A 19,815-nucleotide genomic window follows, 5' to 3' on the forward strand; every position below is an offset into this window, starting at 1 on the left:
AGGTCATTATTTTGAATAATAACGACGATTACAGTAATTTTTCAAGAGTAGAAAATAGAAGAAAACATAGAGGACATAAGACAGTTGCAATCGTTTTAATTACAATCCTAGTAGTAATTGGATTATTTGCGCTAGTATACGGAATGATTAGTAGCCCAAGTGGTAGCAACAACGTTGACTCTACAACAACTACTTCTTCATCATCTTCTTCAATGTCTTCAAAGAAGAAATCTAGTGATAAGGATAAAGAAAGTTCAAGCGCAATGAAGTCTAGCTCAAGTTCAATGAGTAGTTCTTCAGCAATGAGCAGTTCATCAAGCATGAACAACACAATGAATAATTCAAACAATAATACTCAAAGCCAAACTAACGGCAATAACACACAAAATCAAACAACAACTACCAACCAATCAACAACTGCTAACAACAGTGGATATGCTGTTATTGGCCAAGATGGTATGACTGATTTATACCGTGTTGCTAAGAAGTACGGTACAAGTGTTCAAAGTCTAATGAGACTTAACGGTATTGCTGATTCTAACAAGGTTAGAAACGGCCAAAAGATTCTAGTAAAATAAAATTAAGTGGTGTTTAAGTTTATGAATAATAGTAAGTTACAAGTAGCGATTGACGGACCAGCATCTGCTGGAAAAAGTACGGTTGCTAAATTAGTTGCAGCAAGATTTTCATATATTTACTGTGATACTGGTGCAATGTATAGATCAACTACTCTAAAGGCTTTACGATTAGGATATCCTTTGGATGACGAAAAAGTGATTTTAGACATGTTAAATGATACTGAAATTACTTTTGAACCTGGGGAAAAGCAACAAAAAGTTTTCCTTGATGGACAAGAAGTTACTAATGATATTAGACAAGAAGATGTTACAAATAATGTATCAACTGTTGCTAGTCTAGGTGCAGTTAGAAAAGAACTTGTTCAAAGACAACAAGATATTGCAGCTAAAGGTGGTATTGTTATGGACGGTAGAGATATCGGAACAACAGTTTTACCAGATGCTGAAGTTAAAATTTTCTTGATTGCTAGTGTTGATGAAAGAGCTGATCGTCGTTTTAAAGATAATGCCGAAAAGGGTATTCATGTTCCACTAGAACAATTGAAAAAAGAAATTGAAGAAAGAGACTACAAAGACTCTCATAGAGCCGTGTCTCCATTGACAAAAGCCGCTGATGCAAAGGAAATTGACACTACTTCAATGTCAATTGATCAAGTGGTTGATGCCATCTCTGATGAAATAACAAAAAAACAAACACTATAATTTAATCATTAAACTAGATTTTATTAATAACATAGTCTAGAATGTAAGTTATAGTAGTCTCAAGGAGGAAATATCAGATGAGTGAATCAGATGAACAAACAAACAAAGATTTATTAGAAGCCTTGGATAGTGTGGACCAAGTTAATATTAACGATGTTGTCAGTGGTGAAATTTTGGCCTTTGACAAGGATCATCAATTAATTATTGGTATTGACAACACCGGGGTTGAAGGAGTTGTTCCTCGTCGTGAACTATCCTCACAACCTGTCGATGACGTTGAAAGCAAATTTAAAGTTGGGGACAAAGGTAAATTTGTTGTAATTTCACGTATCGGTGATGATAAAGAAGGTGGAAGCTTCCTTCTATCAATTCGTCGTTTAGAAGAACGTAAGGTTTGGGACGAATTAAAGGCAAAAGCTGAAAACAATGAAACTATTACTGTTACTGTTCAAAACGCAGTACGTGGTGGTTTAGTAGTAGACGCTGGTGTACGTGGATTTATCCCTGCATCAATGATCACTAACCACTTTGTAAGAAACTTAAACCAATACAACGGTCAACAATTCGAATGTAAGATTGTTGAAATCGTTCCTGAAAAGAACCGTTTAGTTCTTTCACACAGCGACGTTGTAGCTAAGAACCAAGAAGAAGCTCGTTCAGAAGTTATGGACAAGCTAAATGTTGGTGATGTTGTTGAAGGTAAAGTTGCACGTATGACTGATTTCGGTGCTTTCGTTGACCTTGGTGGTATCGACGGACTAGTTCACGTTTCAGAAATTTCATACGAACGTGTAAACAAGCCTGCTGATGTTCTAGAAAATGGCCAAGACGTTAAAGTTAAGGTTATTGCTATGGACGAAGAACGTGGAAGAATTTCACTTTCAATCAAGCAAACTAAGCCACAACCATGGGATGAAATTGAAGAAAAAGCTCCTCAAGGTAGTACTGTAAAGGCTACTATCAAGAGATTAGTTGACTTTGGTGCTTTTGCTGAAGTAATTCCTGGTGTTGAAGGTTTAATTCACATTTCTCAAATTTCACACAAACATGTTAATACACCTTCTGATGTATTAAAGGTTGGTCAAACTGTTGATGCTAAAGTTCTAGATGTTAACCCAAGTGAACATCGTTTAGCTTTATCATTACGTGCTCTTGAACCTGAACCAGAAAATGCTCAAGATTCAAGTGAACATGTCGAAGCTACTGATAATGCTACTGAAAATGCTCCTGAAGAAGAAAATGGATTCACTTTAGGTGACATTGTTGGTAAAGGATTAGACGAAGATAATCAATAATATATTATAATCTTTAAAAATATCCTTCATTTTTTGGTGAAGGATATTTTTTTCATTATGAAAGAAAGGGTGAATATTAAATGAGTTTACCTACAGTTGCAATCGTTGGAAAACCTAACGTTGGAAAATCAACAATTTTTAACCGTATTGCTGGGGAACGAATTTCTATCGTTGAAGATACTCCTGGTGTTACCAGAGATAGAATTTATTCCCACGGTGAATGGTTAGGACACGAATTTAGTATGATTGATACCGGTGGTATTGAAATCGGTGATCAACCATTCGTAAAACAAATCACTGCACAGGCAGAAATCGCAATTGATGAAGCTGATGTAATTATCTTTATGGTTAATGGAAAAGAAGGAATTACTAACGCTGATGATAATATTGCCAGAATTTTATACAGAACCAATAAGCCAATCGTTTTAGCCGTTAACAAGGTTGATAACTTTGAAAGCCGTGCTAACATCTATGACTTCTATTCATTAGGATTTGGCGATCCATATCCAATTTCTGGTGCCCATGGATTGGGTCTAGGGGACTTATTGGATGAAGTTATTAAGAACTTCGATGAAAAAACAGAAGAAGAAAATGACGACAATATCAAGTTCAGTTTAATTGGCCGTCCTAATGTTGGTAAATCTTCACTTGTTAACGCCATTTTAGGTGAAGATAGAGTAATTGTTTCAAACGTTGCTGGAACAACTAGAGATGCTATTAATACTGAATTTGAACAAGACGGTCAAGAATTCACCATGGTGGATACTGCCGGATTGAGAAAACGTGGTAAAGTTTACGAAAATACTGAAAGATACTCAGTAATGAGAGCGATGAAAGCCATCGATAATAGTGATGTAGCCTTAATCGTTTTAAATGCTGAAGAAGGTATTCGTGAACAAGATAAGCGTATTGCTGGTTATGCCCACGAAGGTGGAAAAGGTGTCATCATCATTGTTAACAAATGGGATACTTTGAAGAAGACCAGTAAGACTCAACAAGAATTTGAAGCAGGGATTAGAAGTCAATTCCAATACCTATCATATGCTCCAATCTTGTTTGTTTCAGCTAAGACTAAGCAACGTTTAAGCCAAATTCCTGACTTGATCAAGCGTGTCTATGACAACCATGCTAAGCGTATTTCTTCATCAATGCTAAACGATGTATTAATGGATGCAATTGCCATGACACCAACACCAAGTATCAATGGTAGGAAGTTACGTATTTACTACGCAACCCAAGTTACTAGTGAACCACCTACCATTGTTATCTTTGTAAATGATGAAGAACTAATGCATTTCTCATATAGAAGATATATCGAAAATCAAATTAGAGAACACTTTGACTTTTCTGGGACTCCGATTAAAATCATTTCTAGAAAACGTAAGTAATAAAGGTTATTTAGTAAAAAAATTTAATATTTTATGCTGAAAAATATTAAAAATCGTTGAATTGCGGGCATTTATGTGATATCTTGAATAAATGTAATGACATTAATTTGTTGTGATTACATAAGTCGAAAAGCATAGATTGTTTTCCGAACATTGTGGGAGGTGAAACACACATGGCTAACAAGGCAGAATTAGTAAGTAGTGTTGCTACTAAAACTGGTTTAACTAAGAAGGATGCAACTGCAGCAGTTGATGCTGTATTTAATTCAATCCAAGGTAGTTTGGCTAAAGGCGAAAAGGTACAATTAATCGGCTTCGGTAACTTCGAAGTACGTGAACGTGCTGCTCGTAAGGGTCGTAACCCTCAAACTGGTGCAGAAATTCAAATTCCTGCAAGCAAAGTACCTGCATTCAAACCAGGTAAGGCTTTAAAGGATGCTGTTAAATAATAACAGTATGCTATAATTAGGCTAGTCCGTTTTACGGACTGGCCTTTTTTATATGTTTTAAATGATAGGAGCGAGATTTTTGAGCTACTCACAAAAAGCACTAGAATTCCTTGAAGAAGGAAAAATCGATGAATTTAATAAACAATATAATCTAGCATTACACCATGATAGCGATGAAATGGTGTATTCACTTGCTGAAGAACTATACTCATATGGTTTCACCAACCAAGCAAAAGAACTATATGAAAAACTCTTGAAGAAGTTCCCTGATGAAGACGAACTAAGAACCGACATCGCTGATATTTTAATCAGTGAAGGTAATACTGATGAAGCTTTGGAACAATTAAGCAAGATTAGCAAAGATTCACCTGCTTACCTTCAATCTTTGATGGTTCAAGCCGACTTATACCAAACTCAGGAGTTATTTGAAGTTAGCCGTGAAAAGCTGCTAGAGGCTAAAAAATTAGCCCCTGATGAGGAAGTAATCACATTTGCGTTGGCGGAATTGTATTACACAATGGGTGAATACAATAAGGCTATTCCTTTGTACTTAAGCTTGATTAAGAAGGGAATCACTAATCTATCAGCTGTTAACATTGTTGAAAGAATTGGGATTTCATACGCTAACGACAGTAACTTTGAAAATGCAATTGGATACCTAAAGCAAATTAAGACAATTGATATGTCTTCAGACGTTAAGTTCGAAACAGCGTTCACTTATCTACAACTAAAGGAATACGACGAAGCAATTGATTTATTTGAAGAACTTCGTGATTCAGATCCTCAATACGCAACACTTTACCCATACTTGGGACAAGCATTAGATGCAGTAAATAAACAAGAAGAAGCATATCGTGTATTGCAAGAAGGGCTAAGCGTTGACCAATACAACGAAAAGCTATTCTTAGCGACAGCTCGTGAAGCACTTAAGCTTTCTGAAAACGACGAAGCATTGGGCTACCTACAGCAGGGAAACGAAATTGATCCAGATGATATTGAAATTGTTTTGGAAATGTCTAACTTATTGGTTGCCAAAGAAGACTATGAAGAAAACATTAAATTGTTGAATAGTTATATTGAAAACCACGAATTGGATCCTCAATTCTACTGGAACCTAGCCGTTTCATACGATAAATTAGACAAACTAAAAGAAGCTCATAAGAATTACCTAGCTGCCAAACCATATTTCTCTGATAATGCTAGTTTCTTGAAACAAGCAGCATTATTCTTCCGTGAATACGGTGACCGTGATAATTCATATGAACTTCTTAAGAAGTATGTTCAACTTCAACCAAATGATGATGAAGCTGCATTTATGCTTGATGAATACATGGATGATTAGTCTTTTTGATTAATCCTTTGTAGTAATTAATCGATGATAAATCCAAATTTAATTGACTTGATAGTTTTGAGTCATTTAGGTCTGGATTTTTTTGATGAAATCAACGACATAACCTTTGAATAGTTCTGATGGGCTAAGTGATAATCCAAGATATTTTTCACTAGGTGTTAAGTATTTATGCAAACCAGCAGAAGTGATGTGTGGATCTTTAGAAAGTCGTTGCTTTAAAAAGATATCTTGACTGTTTTGCTTTAACTGAATTGGTTCAATGAACTTATTAAATAAGTTGAGAAACACCTTTTCCTCATCCGAGAATGTGATTTGATTAAATAGTCGATAAAAACCAGGTTGGAGGAATTCTTCAGATTTGAATCCCTTGCTAATTAGTAGAACGGTCATTCTAGCGTAAAAATGGACGTTTGCGTCAGCTAGAATGGCATTTAGTTTATCTAACCAGGACATATCCAATTCGCTCTTAGCTTCGTGTTTTAAGCCCTTAATATCAATTGTGGGTAAATTGCTGTTCAATTGATGGGTGAATAGGTAATTAAAATAGACATTAATGTGTGATAGAACCTTGTTATAAGTGTTATGGTTGATTTTGCGTTCGTCTAAAAGCATTTGAAGATATTCTTCAATATCACGATTAAACAGGTTGCTAACTTTATGATTTTTTTGATAGCCCTTATTGAAATCTGATAGGTAGTCAAACATGTCAGATAGGATTTTGGTATATTCGTTAATCGTTAATTTTGCTAATCCTTTATTCTGCAAATCAGTCTCAAAAGTATCTTGATATGGATAATCATTAGACATTGGATAGTTCAACTCCTAATAGTTATTTATTCCTATTACAGCACTAAAGTTAGCAAACTTCAATCTGTAAATTGTAATGCTAATCTGTTAATATTTAATATAGATTGTATTGAGAGTAGGTATAAAGATGAAGATAGAAAACTTACCGAACGAATTTGAAAAAGCTCGTCCAGTGATGCAAAAAATTGAAGATGCTGGTTTTGAAGCTTATTTTGTTGGCGGAAGTGTTCGTGACACAATATTAGGACTAGACATTCATGATGTTGATATCGCAACGAGTGCTTACCCAGAAGAAATTAAAAAGATTTTCAAAAAAACGGTTGATACCGGAATTGAACACGGTACCGTAATGGTAATTCATGAAAAAAAAGGCTATGAAATTACCACCTTTAGAACCGAGTCAGGATACCAAGACTATAGACGTCCTGACAAAGTTGAATTCGTAAGATCACTTGCTGAAGACTTAAAGCGTCGTGACTTTACAATTAACGCATTTGCGATGAGAGAAAACGGGGATGTTACCGATTTATTCGATGGTTTAACTGACTTAAAAAATCATTTAATTAGAGCAGTTGGTAATCCTAATGAACGTTTTCATGAAGATGCATTAAGAATGATGCGTGCGGTTAGATTTGCTAGCAAACTGGATTTTGATATCGAATCAGAAACACTAGCGGCAATCAAATCAAACAGTACATTGTTAGAAAAAATTGCGGTGGAAAGAATTTACACCGAATTTGTTAAGATGATGATGGCAAAAAGACCTAAGCAAGGTATTTTGGATATGATTAATACTGATATGTACAAATACGTCCCCGGTTTTGCCAGTCATCAAAGTGAATTGGAAGCAATTGCTAAGATTGATGATTTAAACTTATCAGATGAGGTTTCAGTATGGTCATTACTATCATTTGAGTTTGGTCTTGATCGAACTGGGATTACTAGTTTTCTAAAATCTTGGAAGGCTTCTAACGATATTATTAAAAATACAGAAATTTGTACAAAGGCCGTTGAAAATCTAAGGGATGGCTCTCTAGACAAATGGGCGATGTATGAAACTGGTAAGGACCTTCTAGTTTTGGCTAACCACATTGCTAAGATGTATGGATTTGCCGAATCAGAAGAAGATTTAATATCTCAATACGATGCATTACCAATCAAGAATAAAAAAGAAATTGCAGTCAATGGTGGCGACCTGATTAAGAATGGCATTGTTAAGCCAGGTCCAGCATTGGGTAAAATATTATATGCAATTGAAACTGGAATCGTGAACGGAGAATTCCAAAACGAAAAAGCTGAATTAATTGAAGCTGCGAAAAAAATTGTGAAAGAGTGATTACATGCAAACGTTAAGAGCGGAAGGCTTAACTAAAACATATGGTGAAAAGACCTTATTTAAGGATTTAGATTTCATCATCAACGAACAAGATCGAATTGGTTTAATTGGGACCAATGGTAGTGGTAAGTCATCACTTTTAAATGTTTTATCACAGGAAGATATTGATTCTACTGGTGAAATTATTACCTCAAAGACATACACAATTGGTTACTTAAAACAACAACCTAAATTGGATGAATCATTAACCATTTTAGAAGCTGTGTTTGCCGGAAGTCAGGATATTTTTAACACCATCAGAAGATATGAACAAACCTTGCAAAACTATTCTAATCATCCAGATGATCCAAAGGCGGAAAGGCAATATCTTGATGCCGAAGCCAAGATGAACGAAGAAGATGCATGGAATGCTGAAAACGACGTTAAAACCATCCTAACCCAACTAAAGATTGATGATGTTAACCAAGTAGTTAGCACACTATCTGGGGGACAAAAGAGACGTGTTGGTTTAGCTCAAGTATTAATTCAATCACCTGATTTATTAATCTTAGACGAACCTACCAACCATTTAGATTTTGATTCAATCGAATGGTTACAAGAATACCTAGCTAAGTATAAGGGTGCGTTACTATTCGTAACCCATGATAGATACTTCCTAGATCAAATTGCTAACAAGATTTGGGAATTATCATTTGGAAGTCTATACGAATACACGGGTAACTACCAAGATTACTTGGAACAAAAGGCCGAACGAGTTGATCTAGAAGTTGCTGCCGAACATAAAAAGCAAAAACTTTACAAACAAGAATTAGCTTGGATGAAAAAGGGTGCTAAGGCCAGAACAACAAAACAACAGGCCAGAATTAATCGTTTTAATGACTTAAAGGAAAATGTTGGTAACCTCCAAACAGAAGAAGATATCGACATCAACCTAGGACAACAACGACTAGGTAAAAAGGTTATTGAAATTAAAGATGCTAACCTAACATTAAATAATAAGACGATTTTGAAGAACTTCAGTGACTTGGTTCAACGAAACGAAAGAATCGGTATTTCTGGTGAAAACGGTGCTGGTAAATCATCGCTATTAAACGTAATTACCGGTAAGTTACCACTAGACAGTGGAACTATTGAAATCGGTGAAACAGTTAAGATGGCTTATTACACACAACAAACTGAACCAATTCCAGAAGACAAGCGTGTAATTAACTACTTAACAGATGTTGGTGAACACGTTACTGACAATACTGGAAATAAGATTAGTGTTACTGACTTATTGGAACAATTCCTATTTCCAAAGTTCATGCACGGTACACTAATTCGTAAGTTGTCTGGTGGTGAAAAACGTCGTTTGTATTTACTAAAATTGTTGATGCAACAACCAAACGTTTTACTACTTGACGAACCAACAAATGACTTGGATATCTCCACATTAACAGTGTTAGAAGATTATATTTCACACTTTAGTGGAACTGTAATCACCGTATCTCATGACCGTTACTTCCTAGATAAGGTTGCTAACCGTCTATTAATCTTTAATGGTGATGGCGATATTGAAAGTCATGTCGGATTGTTCACTGACTACTTGAAACAAGCAGCCAATCAAAACAAGACAGAAAAGAAGCAAGCACATGTTGAACATGCTGCAAAGAAAAAAGAAGAACAAAAACCAGCAGAAGAAAAGACTACAAAGAAGAAACTAACTTATGCTGAACAAATGGAATATGATCAGTTAGAAAAAGATATTGATGATTTAGACCAACAAATCAGTCAATTGAAAGAAGAAATGACCCATTTGGGAAATGATTATGATAAACTAGCTGAAACACAATTAAAGATTGACGACTTAAATAAACAGTCCGACGAAAAGATTAGTCGCTGGGAATATTTAAGCGAATATGTTGAATAGGGGTAATGACATGTTAGAAGATGCTTATTTAAATCTTGCCAAGTACGTTTTAGAAAATGGCCATCGTAAGGATGATAGAACTGGAACAGGGACAATTAGTACATTTGGTTACCAAATGCGTTTTGACCTATCAAAAGGTTTTCCTTTATTAACTACCAAGAAGGTTCCTTTTGGCTTAATCAAAAGTGAATTATTATGGTTCTTACGCGGGGATACTAATATTCAATTCTTACTAAAGCACAAAAACCACATCTGGGACGAATGGGCCTTTAAAAACTGGGTTGAATCAGACGAATACACTGGCCCAGACATGACCGACTTCGGTTTGAGAGCCGAAAAGGATGCAGAATTTAAGAAAGAATACCTAGCCGAAAAGAAAAAGTTCTGTCAAAGAATCGTCGAAGATGACGACTTTGCCAAGAAATACGGTGATTTAGGACTTGTTTACGGTAGCCAATGGCGTAAATGGAAGACCACTACTGGTGGCACTATCGACCAAATTCAAAACGTAATTGATCAAATTAAGACAAATCCTGATTCAAGAAGATTAATTGTTTCAGCATGGAATCCAGAAGACATTCCTTTTGTAGCATTACCACCTTGCCACACCATGTTCCAATTCTACGTGAACGACGGTAAGTTAAGCTGTCAATTATACCAACGTTCTGGTGACATCTTCTTAGGAGTACCATTTAATATTGCAAGTTACGCACTATTAACTTCACTAATTGCTAAGGAATGTGGATTAAAACCTGGTGAATTTATCCATACTTTAGGGGATGCTCATATTTACTCAAACCACGTTTCTCAAATTGAAGAACAATTGAGTAGAGAACCATACGAAGCTCCTAAACTATGGTTAAATCCTGACAAGGAAAGTATTTTTGATTACGACATGGACGATATTAAAGTAATCGATTATAAGCACCATGATCCAATTAAGGCACCAGTTGCTGTATAAACAATAAAGGGGACTATTACTAATGATTTCATTTTTATGGGCTGAATCAGATAATCATATAATTGGTTTAAATGGTGGATTACCATGGCATTTACCAGCTGATATGAAGTACTTTAAGGAAACTACCACACACCAAATCATCATGGCAGGAAGAACAACATACGATAGTTTTAAGCGTCCACTACCAAACCGTTTAAACACCGTATTAACTAGTCATGATAAAAGTGAATATCCTAACGACGTTGTTGTCTTTAACACGTTAGACGAATTCCTATCTTTTGCTAAAAAGTTTAGTGATAAGGAAATTTTCGTTGTTGGTGGTGCTAAGATTTTTGCTGAATTACTTCCGTATGTTGATCGTTTATACAAGACCGTAATCGAACACGACTTTGAAGGTGATACTCAAATGCCAGAAATTGATTATAGTCAATTTGATTTAGTATCAACCAAAGAAGGAATCATTGATGATAAGAACATTTATCCATACCGTTTTGAAATATTTGAACGTAAATAAAATAATAAAGAAAGGTTATGGATTGCTACATAACCTTTTTTTATGGGGTGATTATTATGAAAAAAATATTTAAATTCATACTATTTTTGATTGTTGTATTTGGAATTGCCGGTGTGAGCTATCAGGTTTATTCAAACGTTAGGCACAAGACCCAAATCACGAATGTTAACAAGAACAAAAAAGTATCCATTGTTGCGTTAGGTGATTCATTAACACAGGGAGTTGGTGACCCAAAAAAAGCCGGTGGCTATGTATCGAGAACTAAACAAGCATTGAATAAAAAGGGGTATAAGCACGTCACAACAGTTAACTATGGAATTGCTGGACAACGTAGTGATCAAATTGATAAGCGTGTTCAAAACAATGTTAAAGGCCTTTCAAAGAGTTTGAAAAAGGCTAATGTTATTGTTCTAACCGTTGGTGGTAACGACTTACTACAAAGCTTACAAAGTAACGCTTTAGTTGATGGGAAAGCTAAGTTCAATAGTAGGATGAAGCAAGCTTCTATCACTTATCAAGCCAAAGTGAATAGATTAATGAATGATATCAGAAAAGAAAATAAAAAAGCACCAATCTACGTGTTTGGTATCTATAATCCAATTTATGTATACTTTGCAAACGTAAATGTGATTAATCAATACGTTAAGAAGTACAACCAAATTACTTCTGGTGTTGTGTTAAGAAGTAAAAAAGCACATTTTGTTGACATCACACCACTATCATATGGACAATATAAGAGTAAGGCCCAAAAAGAAAAGTTAGTCGAATCAAGTGATGAAGTAACTTTTAATCCGTTGGACATTTTGAAATTAGATGATACAAAGGGCGAGTTGAACAATTATATTTCCCCTGATGATCATTTCCATCCAAATGATAAGGGATATAATTACATGACCGACAGACTTGTATCACAATTATTTAGATTTAATGACTGGAATTAGAGGCAATTGTAATGAAAAAAGCAAAAGAGAAAAAACTATTTAAGTACCTATTCATTTTATTAGTACTTGTATTAATTGGTGGTGCATTCTATGCTTGGAAGCAAATGAATAGTGAAACCGTAAATCCACAAATGGGAACAGCGTCAAAAAACAATACACCAATTAGTGTTAGTTTGAATAAAAAACAAATTAACGCATTATCAAGTTACTACCTAGAAAAGTTCGAAAAGAAAGAAAAAAACATGGATTACAAGTTCTGGGTAGACAAACAAGCATACGTTTATGGTAAGATTACCATCTTAGGTTCCAAAGTTGGATACCTATTAAGTTTGGATCCACACCTATTAAGTAATGGTGATGTGGAATTAACCGCAAGTAAGCTTGAAGTTGGTAAGTTAAACGTACCACCTCGTTTTGTAATTGGTTATGTTGGTAAGCATTACAACATTCCAAAGTGGGTCGAATTAGATAGTAAGAACAGTCGAATCATTTTGCATGTCAACAAATTAGGTGGTAAGAAGGAACTTTCATATCAAGCTAATAAAATTGATATGAATGGTGACGGTGACTTTGAATTTAAAGTCTTAATTCCTAATCAATAAAGGAGCAACTATGAAAAGTTTTTACCAGTATTTAATGACTGAACGTAATCCTAAGAGTACCGAAGCCGTTGCTCAATTTGCAAATAACGCATTTTACGATCAATCATTTCCCAAGCAATCTACTGATTATGATGAAATTTCAGAATACTTGGAAGAAAATGCTAGTTATCTACCAAGTATGACAATTTTTGATGATGCTTGGATGGATTTTCAAAATAGTAAACACTAAAGAAATGAACCTATGAATTTAGGTTCATTTTTTGGTGACTAGTATAGTACAATTAATATATATAAGTTAGGAGCGGATAAAATATGATTCAATGGTTTCCAGGACATATGGCGAAAGCAATTCGTCAATTTGAAGAAAATATTCATTTAGTAGATATTGTATTTGAACTGGTGGATGCAAGATGCCCATTTAGTTCAATCAACCCGGAAGTAGCAAGAATTAGTCAAGGAAAGCCTAGATTAATGATTCTTACAAAGGCTGATTTGGCAAACCCAAACATTACCAACCAATGGTTATCATACTTTAAGAATCAAGGATATGCAGCGATTGCAATTGATTCAAAGAAAAATACTACTGGTAAATACATCACCAAGGTTGTTAAGGCTCTTTTAGCTGATAAGATTGATGATGCTAAGGAAAGAGGATTCGATAAAAAGGTTATTCGTGCAATTTGTGTTGGTGTTCCCAACGTTGGTAAGTCAACATTATTGAACCAAATCGTAAAGAGACGTGCTGCCCAAGTTGGTAACCGTGCCGGAGTTACCAAGGGTCAACAATGGTTAAAATCTAGTGACGAACTAGAATTATTGGATACCCCAGGGATTTTGTGGCCTAAGTTCCAAAATGATGACATTGCTAACAAGCTAGCGATGACAGGAGCAATTAAGGACAGCATTTACCACAGTGATGATGTTGGGTTGTTTGCTCTTCATTTCTTTAGAAACACTAATCCAAAAGAATTAATCGATCGTTACCATCTATCAGAAGATGATATGGAACTATCAGATGTTGATTTACTACTAAAGATTACTAAAAAAGTCGGCATGCAAGATGACTATGAAAGAGCTTCAATGAGAATTATTTTGGATTCCAGAAAAGGTAAGATTGGCCGCTTTACTTTAGATGATGTTAACGACCTATCTACAGAAGAGGAAGAATAAAAATGGCTGAATCAATCAAAGATATCAAAGAAATTTTAAAATCTGTTGATGATATAAATTCGGAACTACTGCAAAAATATAAAGATGATAGCAGAGTCGGCGTTCAAAAATTAATCACACAGCGTGTTAAACAGATTGAGAAAAGAAATCATGAGATAGAGGAATTTAACCAACGCTTAAAGTATGAACATGAATTTTGGAATGAGGGAATTAATGTCATTGCTGGAGTTGATGAAGTTGGAAGAGGACCACTGGCAGGACCAGTTGTGACATGTGCAGTGGTACTACCTCATGACTTTGATGTCTACGAAGTTAATGATTCAAAGCAACTTTCTGAAAGGAAAAGATATGAATTAGCTGAGCAAATTAAAGCTAAGGCAATTGACTATTCATATGGAATTGCTGATAACAAGTTAATTGATGATATTAATATTTATGAAGCAACTAGAGTAGCGATGAAAGAAGCGGTATTAGGGTTAAAAGAATTACCACAGGAAATCATCGTGGATGCAATGCAAATTGATGTTGATATCCATCAACTTAAATTGATCAAGGGAGATGCCAAGAGTGCCAGCGTTTCAGCTGCCAGCATCTTAGCTAAGACCTATCGTGATGACTTAATGAAACAATACGATAAGCAATATCCAGAATACGATTTTGCCAATAATGCCGGATATGGTACCAAGAAGCACTTAGACGCTTTGCACAAGTACGGTGCAACTCCAATTCATCGAAGAAGTTTTAAACCAGTTTCTGATTTATTGTAGTAACTTTTATCGTATATACCTTGTAAAACTGGAGGTATATATGAAAACAAGAGAATTATTATTAAAACTAAAATTAGCTAAGGGCATCAGTATTAAATCAGAATATCGATTTTATCAATGGCTTAAAAGCACTTATGACGTAATTCCTGACGAGTTAAATATAACTGCTGAAGAAATTTCAGAAACATTAATGTTATCTAAAAATAAATCAAAAACATTTATTAATTTCTATAATAGTGATAAATTAAATAGGGAACTTGATCATCATATAAATCATGTTAAATGGATAACCATTATAGATGACTTATATCCGGAGAATTTAAAAGAAGCATATTTGCCACCAATTGTGTTATTTTACTTTGGTGATTTAGGGCTTTTAGAAAATAAAGCATTAGCAATTGTTGGTTCTAGAAATAATACTGAATATTCAGTTGAGGTAATTAGGAGATTAATTCCTGATATTATTAGTAACCAAATAACGATTGTTTCTGGACTAGCCAAGGGAGTCGATAGATTGGCTCACTTGGCAGCAATTGCTAATCATGGTACAACTATTGCTGTGATTGGAACCGGTTTAGATCAATATTATCCACGAGAAAATGAATCGCTACAACGAACGATTGCTAAGAATCATTTGTTGCTAAGCGAATATCCAGTTGGTTGTCGACCAGCTAGGTATCATTTTCCGGAAAGAAATCGAATTATAGCTGGATTGGTACGCTCTGTACTGGTAACGGAAGCCAAGTATAGATCAGGTAGTTTAATCACCGCTAATTTAGCACTACAAAATAACCGAAACGTATTAGCAGTCCCAGGGAGGATTGATAGCGAATTATCGGTTGGTTGTAATGACTTAATTCAAGCTGGTGCCAAACCAGTAATTACTGCCAAAGACATATTAGAAGAATATAAATATTAATAATTAGCCTTTGGGAGATATTAAAAAAAGAAATAAAATGACGAGGGATGTAAATGGCGACTACTACAAAATCAACAACAAAGAAAAAAAGACAGTCGGCAAAAAAGAAACTAGTGATTGTCGAATCTCCAACCAAGGCTAAAACCATTCAAAAATACCTAGGTAGAACCTACCGTGTTATCGCTAGTAAGGGTCACGTTAGAGATTTGCCAAAGAGTAAGATGGGTGTAGACGTCGACAACGATTTTGAACCTCACTACATCTCTATTCGTGGTAAGGGTGATACAATCAAGGAACTAAAGGCTGAAGCTAAAAAAGCCAAAAATGTTTACCTTGCATCTGACCCGGATAGAGAAGGAGAATCTATCGCATGGCATCTATCACACTTACTTGGTTTGAAAGAAGACGATAAGAATCGTGTTGCTTTCCATGAAATTACCAAGGATGCCGTTAAGGAAGCATTTAAGAACCCTCGAGAAATTGACATGAACTTAGTTGATGCTCAACAAGCTCGTCGTGTTTTAGACCGTTTAGTAGGTTATTCCATTTCTCCATTATTATGGAAAAAGGTTAAAAAAGGTCTAAGTGCCGGACGTGTTCAATCAATCGCTTTATGGTTGATTATCCAAAGAGAACGTGAAATCAAAGAATTCGTTCCAAAGGAATACTGGACCATTGACGCCGACATGAAGAAGGGTCGAGAAGCATTCAAGGCCAGCTTTTACGGAGTGAACGCTAAGAAGGCTGAATTAAACAGTAATGATGAAGTTCAAGCTGTGTTAGCTAAATTCGATAAGAGCAAACCATTTGAGGTTCAAAACGTTGTTAAAAAGGAACGTAAGAGACAACCTCAACCACCATTTACTACAAGTACAATGCAACAAGACGCCAACGTTAAGTTGAACTTCAAGACTGGTAAGACAATGATGGCGGCTCAACAATTGTATGAAGGTATCAATATTGGTAAAGATGGTAACCAAGGTTTGATTACTTACATGAGAACTGATTCAACTAGAATTTCTGCTTTAGCTAAGCACGAAGCATCTGAATTTATTCATGATAAGTACGGTGCAGAGTTTGCTGCAACTAAACCAGTTAAGGGTAAATTGCCAGAAGGTGCTCAAGACGCCCATGAAGCAATTCGTCCAACCTCTGTTAAGAGAACACCAGCGAGCCTAAAACAATACTTAACTAATGATCAATACAAGTTATACAACTTGATTTGGTCAAGATTCATGGCTAGTCAAATGACTCCTGCTATCATGGACACCATGACAGTAGACATGGAACAAAATGGTGTTGATTTCAGAGCTAACGGTTCAAAACTTAAGTTCGAAGGCTTCCTAAAGGTTTACAACAAAGGAAAAGAAAAGGACAATATCTTACCTGACCTAGCCAAGGGTGACGAAGTGAAGATGGCTAAGAACAATCCTGACCAACACTTCACTCAACCACCTGCTAGATATAGTGAAGCTAAGCTAATCAGAACACTTGAAGAAAACGGTGTAGGTAGACCATCTACCTTTGCGCCAACTTTGAGTACTATTCAAAAGAGATACTATGTTAAGTTAGTTGGTAGAAGATTCGAACCTACTGAATTAGGTGAAATTGTTAATAACATCATTGAAGAATACTTCCCTGATATCGTTAACATTGAATTTACTGCCGATCTTGAAAATAACTTAGATGAAATCGAAGAAGCTAAGCAAAACTGGGTTGAAGTTGTCGATAAGTACTTCAGACCATTTGAAAAAGAAGTTAAGAACGCTGAAAAGAACATGGAAGATGTTCAAATTAAAGACGAACCAGCTGGTTACAACTGTGAAGTCTGTGGTGCTCCAATGGTGATCAAGATGGGAAGATATGGTAAATTCTATGCTTGTTCTAGATTCCCAGATTGTCGAAACACCCAAGCTATCGTTAAAAAGATTGGCGTTACATGTCCTAAATGTAAGGAGGGCGATGTCATTGAACGTAAATCAAAGAAGAATCGAATTTTCTATGGATGTTCAAGATACCCTGAATGTGATTTTGTTACATGGGATAAACCAATCGGAAGAGACTGTCCTAAGGATGGTAACTTCTTGGTAGAAAAGAAGATTAAAGGTGGTACCCAAGTGGTATGTCCTAACGGTGATTACGAAGAAGCCGTACAAAAATAGTTAATAGCCCCTAAAGATATAAAACTCTTAGGGGCTATTAGTTTAATAAGATAAGAGAGATAGCCAATGAAAAAATATCAAGATGAAGAATTAATTGAATGGTACATGGAATATCTAATCAATGAACGTCAATATTCTGATAACACAGCAATTGCTTATCAATCTGATATCAACGAATTTGTAAAAACATTAGCGGAAGAAGATCGCACCTTACAGCAAACTGATGATTTGGATGTTAGTAACTATCTTACGATTTTGAAGAAACGTGACGAAAGTAGAAATACCGTCATCAGAAAGATTTCATCACTTCGTTCTTTCTTCCATTTTTTGGAACGAAATGATGTCGTCTCACAAAATCCGTTTGATCAGGTGAACTTAAAGAAACATCCTAATCATTTACCTCGCTTCTTTTATCAAAAGGAACTATATGAGCTATTTGAAGCAGCCAAGCATGGTAAAAATGAGATGCTCAGTTATCGAAACTATGCGATTATTGAAATCCTATACGATACGGGGATGCGTGTAAGCGAATGTGTGAACTTGCAGTTTAGCGATATCGATTTTGATAATCGGATTATCAAGGTTATTGGTAAGGGAAATAAACAAAGATACTTACCATTTGGTAACTATTTGATTAAGGCGTTAAAACAATATCAAACTAATTGTCGCGATTTGTTAGTTAATAAGTATCACAAACACCATGATTATGTTTTCGTAAACCAATACGGTGACGAATTAACAAGTCGTGGCGTAGAATACATTTTAGATGAGATTGTTAAGCAAACATCTTTAACAACCAACATTCATCCACATATGTTAAGACATACGTTTGCTACTGAAATGCTTAATAATGGTGCTGATTTAAGAACAGTCCAAGAATTATTAGGCCACAGTAGTTTATCAACGACACAAATTTATACTCACGTTTCTAATGAGCATTTATTACGCGATTATAATAAGTTTTTTCCAAGATCTTAACATAACAATTGCATAATGAAAGCGCTTTATTGTAAAATGTAGTTATAAATTTGTTAGGGGGGAGACTATGATTAAAGCAATTAGTAATGAATACCTAAAAGTGAAAATTAATACGCATGGTGCTGAAATCAGCAGCGTTAAAAGTCCTGATGGATTAGAATACATTTGGTCCGGAGATAAAAAGTATTGGGCTCGTCATGCGCCAATTTTGTTTCCAATTGTTGGACGTCTAAAGGATAATCAATATACTTATGACGGTAAGATTTATGAAATGGGTCAACATGGATTTGCGAGAGATATGGAATTCGATGTTTTAAACCAAGGTAGCGACTGGATTAATTTGCAACTTGTTAGTAACGAAGAAACAAAAAAGATGTATCCTTTTGCTTTCAAACTAGTTATTCACTATCAATTGGATGATCATAAGTTGTCTACTAACATTAACGTGTTTAATACCGACACCAAAGAAATGTACTTTTCAGTCGGTGCCCATCCAGCATTCAACGTGCCATTGGTGAAGGATGGTAGTGAACAATATGATGATTATTCTGTTAAGTTCGCTAATAAAGGAACATATGACCAAATTCAATTTGATGTTCCATATGCCAACCTTGAAAAAGTTGAAAAAATAGAGTTAGATCAACCAATTAAACTATCACATGAATTGTTTTATGATGATGCTAAAGTGGTTGAAATTAAGAATAAAGAGTTTACAACTATTCTATCTAACGACGTTTCAGATCATGGAGTATCTATGACTGCCTACGATATTGAATACGGTGGATTATGGTCTGCAAAAGACGCACCATTCGTTTGTCTTGAACCATGGTGGGGAATCGCAGACGATGTTCATACAGACGGAAAAATTGAACATAAAGTCGGCATTAATAAGATTAGTCCAGACAAAAAGTTCACTGCTAAGTATGATTTATTATTCTTCTAAAAAATATGTAATAAAAAAACACCTTTTTAAAAGGTGTTTTTTG

At 35.2% G+C, this 19,815-nt stretch carries 20 protein-coding genes; 19 read left to right on the forward strand and 1 reads right to left on the reverse strand.

What is annotated here, in order from left to right:
• Positions 1–11: 11 nt before the first annotated feature.
• The 6 genes from KTJ72_RS00345 (at position 12) to KTJ72_RS00370 (ending at position 5,754) form a co-directional block, all read left to right on the forward strand.
• Positions 12–578, forward strand: a complete 567-nt coding sequence (locus KTJ72_RS00345) for a LysM peptidoglycan-binding domain-containing protein (RefSeq protein ID WP_094750359.1) — start codon at positions 12–14, stop codon at positions 576–578.
• A gap of 21 nt (positions 579–599) precedes the next feature.
• The gene (cmk, locus tag KTJ72_RS00350) at positions 600–1,280 is read left to right on the forward strand and encodes a (d)CMP kinase (protein ID WP_034530802.1); all 681 of its coding nucleotides are present in this window, start codon (positions 600–602) and stop codon (positions 1,278–1,280) included.
• Between the two features lie 77 nt (positions 1,281–1,357).
• Complete coding sequence (gene rpsA, locus KTJ72_RS00355) at positions 1,358–2,575, forward strand: 30S ribosomal protein S1 (RefSeq protein ID WP_034533923.1); 1,218 nt, start codon at positions 1,358–1,360, stop codon at positions 2,573–2,575.
• A gap of 80 nt (positions 2,576–2,655) precedes the next feature.
• Positions 2,656–3,963 (forward strand): ribosome biogenesis GTPase Der, encoded by a 1,308-nt coding sequence (gene der, locus KTJ72_RS00360; protein ID WP_034530806.1) that lies wholly within the window; start codon positions 2,656–2,658, stop codon positions 3,961–3,963.
• Positions 3,964–4,136: 173 nt separating this feature from the next.
• Positions 4,137–4,412: an HU family DNA-binding protein gene (locus KTJ72_RS00365; protein WP_217303864.1), complete on the forward strand. Its 276-nt coding sequence runs from the start codon at positions 4,137–4,139 to the stop codon at positions 4,410–4,412.
• A 79-nt stretch (positions 4,413–4,491) separates the two neighbouring features.
• Positions 4,492–5,754, forward strand: coding sequence for a tetratricopeptide repeat protein (locus KTJ72_RS00370; protein WP_053791797.1), 1,263 nt, complete (start codon positions 4,492–4,494; stop codon positions 5,752–5,754).
• 75 nt (positions 5,755–5,829) lie between these two features.
• Here KTJ72_RS00370 and KTJ72_RS00375 read toward each other — a convergent pair whose 3' ends face one another.
• A complete protein-coding gene (locus KTJ72_RS00375; protein WP_217303865.1) occupies positions 5,830–6,570 on the reverse strand; it encodes a phage integrase N-terminal SAM-like domain-containing protein in 741 nt (246 codons plus the stop codon).
• Positions 6,571–6,697: 127 nt separating this feature from the next.
• Here KTJ72_RS00375 and KTJ72_RS00380 point away from each other — a divergent pair, with 127 nt between their 5' ends.
• From KTJ72_RS00380 to KTJ72_RS00440, 13 genes are all read left to right on the forward strand, one after another.
• The gene (locus KTJ72_RS00380; RefSeq protein WP_217303866.1) at positions 6,698–7,906 is read left to right on the forward strand and encodes a CCA tRNA nucleotidyltransferase; all 1,209 of its coding nucleotides are present in this window, start codon (positions 6,698–6,700) and stop codon (positions 7,904–7,906) included.
• Positions 7,907–7,910: 4 nt separating this feature from the next.
• A complete protein-coding gene (locus tag KTJ72_RS00385; protein ID WP_041152319.1) occupies positions 7,911–9,815 on the forward strand; it encodes an ABC-F family ATP-binding cassette domain-containing protein in 1,905 nt (634 codons plus the stop codon).
• Between the two features lie 10 nt (positions 9,816–9,825).
• The gene (locus KTJ72_RS00390) at positions 9,826–10,776 is read left to right on the forward strand and encodes a thymidylate synthase (RefSeq protein ID WP_041152318.1); all 951 of its coding nucleotides are present in this window, start codon (positions 9,826–9,828) and stop codon (positions 10,774–10,776) included.
• Between the two features lie 22 nt (positions 10,777–10,798).
• Entirely contained in the window at positions 10,799–11,290 is a 492-nt protein-coding gene (locus KTJ72_RS00395) for a dihydrofolate reductase (protein WP_217303867.1), read from the forward strand.
• Positions 11,291–11,346: 56 nt separating this feature from the next.
• A complete protein-coding gene (locus KTJ72_RS00400) occupies positions 11,347–12,231 on the forward strand; it encodes a GDSL-type esterase/lipase family protein (protein ID WP_217303868.1) in 885 nt (294 codons plus the stop codon).
• 11 nt (positions 12,232–12,242) lie between these two features.
• On the forward strand, positions 12,243–12,833 hold the full coding sequence (locus tag KTJ72_RS00405) for a YpmS family protein (protein WP_217303869.1): 591 nt from the start codon (positions 12,243–12,245) through the stop codon (positions 12,831–12,833).
• 10 nt (positions 12,834–12,843) lie between these two features.
• Positions 12,844–13,062: a YozE family protein gene (locus tag KTJ72_RS00410; protein ID WP_034530821.1), complete on the forward strand. Its 219-nt coding sequence runs from the start codon at positions 12,844–12,846 to the stop codon at positions 13,060–13,062.
• Between the two features lie 83 nt (positions 13,063–13,145).
• Positions 13,146–14,003: a ribosome biogenesis GTPase YlqF gene (ylqF, locus tag KTJ72_RS00415; RefSeq protein ID WP_217303870.1), complete on the forward strand. Its 858-nt coding sequence runs from the start codon at positions 13,146–13,148 to the stop codon at positions 14,001–14,003.
• Between the two features lie 2 nt (positions 14,004–14,005).
• Complete coding sequence (gene rnhB / locus KTJ72_RS00420) at positions 14,006–14,770, forward strand: ribonuclease HII (RefSeq protein ID WP_217303871.1); 765 nt, start codon at positions 14,006–14,008, stop codon at positions 14,768–14,770.
• A 40-nt stretch (positions 14,771–14,810) separates the two neighbouring features.
• Positions 14,811–15,689, forward strand: coding sequence for a DNA-processing protein DprA (dprA, locus tag KTJ72_RS00425; protein ID WP_057197884.1), 879 nt, complete (start codon positions 14,811–14,813; stop codon positions 15,687–15,689).
• Between the two features lie 53 nt (positions 15,690–15,742).
• Positions 15,743–17,851 (forward strand): type I DNA topoisomerase, encoded by a 2,109-nt coding sequence (gene topA, locus KTJ72_RS00430; protein ID WP_217303872.1) that lies wholly within the window; start codon positions 15,743–15,745, stop codon positions 17,849–17,851.
• Positions 17,852–17,917: 66 nt separating this feature from the next.
• The gene (gene xerC / locus KTJ72_RS00435) at positions 17,918–18,829 is read left to right on the forward strand and encodes a tyrosine recombinase XerC (protein WP_217303873.1); all 912 of its coding nucleotides are present in this window, start codon (positions 17,918–17,920) and stop codon (positions 18,827–18,829) included.
• Between the two features lie 67 nt (positions 18,830–18,896).
• A complete protein-coding gene (locus tag KTJ72_RS00440; RefSeq protein WP_249419521.1) occupies positions 18,897–19,772 on the forward strand; it encodes an aldose 1-epimerase family protein in 876 nt (291 codons plus the stop codon).
• Positions 19,773–19,815 lie beyond the last annotated feature (43 nt).

The organism is Apilactobacillus waqarii, from assembly GCF_019061205.1.
In the GTDB taxonomy this organism is placed as follows: domain Bacteria; phylum Bacillota; class Bacilli; order Lactobacillales; family Lactobacillaceae; genus Apilactobacillus; species Apilactobacillus waqarii.

What these genes read in the sequence shown, in the direction of transcription:
- KTJ72_RS00410 (WP_034530821.1), top strand. Translation starts at nt 12,844, where the DNA reads ATGAAAAGTTTTTACCAGTATTTAATGACTGAACGTAATCCTAAGAGT.
- der (WP_034530806.1), top strand. Translation starts at nt 2,656, where the DNA reads ATGAGTTTACCTACAGTTGCAATCGTTGGAAAACCTAACGTTGGAAAA.
- KTJ72_RS00395 (WP_217303867.1), top strand. Translation starts at nt 10,799, where the DNA reads ATGATTTCATTTTTATGGGCTGAATCAGATAATCATATAATTGGTTTA.
- KTJ72_RS00375 (WP_217303865.1), bottom strand. Translation starts at nt 6,570, where the DNA reads ATGTCTAATGATTATCCATATCAAGATACTTTTGAGACTGATTTGCAG.
- KTJ72_RS00385 (WP_041152319.1), top strand. Translation starts at nt 7,911, where the DNA reads ATGCAAACGTTAAGAGCGGAAGGCTTAACTAAAACATATGGTGAAAAG.
- KTJ72_RS00380 (WP_217303866.1), top strand. Translation starts at nt 6,698, where the DNA reads ATGAAGATAGAAAACTTACCGAACGAATTTGAAAAAGCTCGTCCAGTG.
- ylqF (WP_217303870.1), top strand. Translation starts at nt 13,146, where the DNA reads ATGATTCAATGGTTTCCAGGACATATGGCGAAAGCAATTCGTCAATTT.
- KTJ72_RS00440 (WP_249419521.1), top strand. Translation starts at nt 18,897, where the DNA reads ATGATTAAAGCAATTAGTAATGAATACCTAAAAGTGAAAATTAATACG.
- KTJ72_RS00405 (WP_217303869.1), top strand. Translation starts at nt 12,243, where the DNA reads ATGAAAAAAGCAAAAGAGAAAAAACTATTTAAGTACCTATTCATTTTA.
- cmk (WP_034530802.1), top strand. Translation starts at nt 600, where the DNA reads ATGAATAATAGTAAGTTACAAGTAGCGATTGACGGACCAGCATCTGCT.
- KTJ72_RS00400 (WP_217303868.1), top strand. Translation starts at nt 11,347, where the DNA reads ATGAAAAAAATATTTAAATTCATACTATTTTTGATTGTTGTATTTGGA.
- KTJ72_RS00365 (WP_217303864.1), top strand. Translation starts at nt 4,137, where the DNA reads ATGGCTAACAAGGCAGAATTAGTAAGTAGTGTTGCTACTAAAACTGGT.
- rnhB (WP_217303871.1), top strand. Translation starts at nt 14,006, where the DNA reads ATGGCTGAATCAATCAAAGATATCAAAGAAATTTTAAAATCTGTTGAT.
- topA (WP_217303872.1), top strand. Translation starts at nt 15,743, where the DNA reads ATGGCGACTACTACAAAATCAACAACAAAGAAAAAAAGACAGTCGGCA.
- xerC (WP_217303873.1), top strand. Translation starts at nt 17,918, where the DNA reads ATGAAAAAATATCAAGATGAAGAATTAATTGAATGGTACATGGAATAT.
- dprA (WP_057197884.1), top strand. Translation starts at nt 14,811, where the DNA reads ATGAAAACAAGAGAATTATTATTAAAACTAAAATTAGCTAAGGGCATC.
- KTJ72_RS00390 (WP_041152318.1), top strand. Translation starts at nt 9,826, where the DNA reads ATGTTAGAAGATGCTTATTTAAATCTTGCCAAGTACGTTTTAGAAAAT.
- rpsA (WP_034533923.1), top strand. Translation starts at nt 1,358, where the DNA reads ATGAGTGAATCAGATGAACAAACAAACAAAGATTTATTAGAAGCCTTG.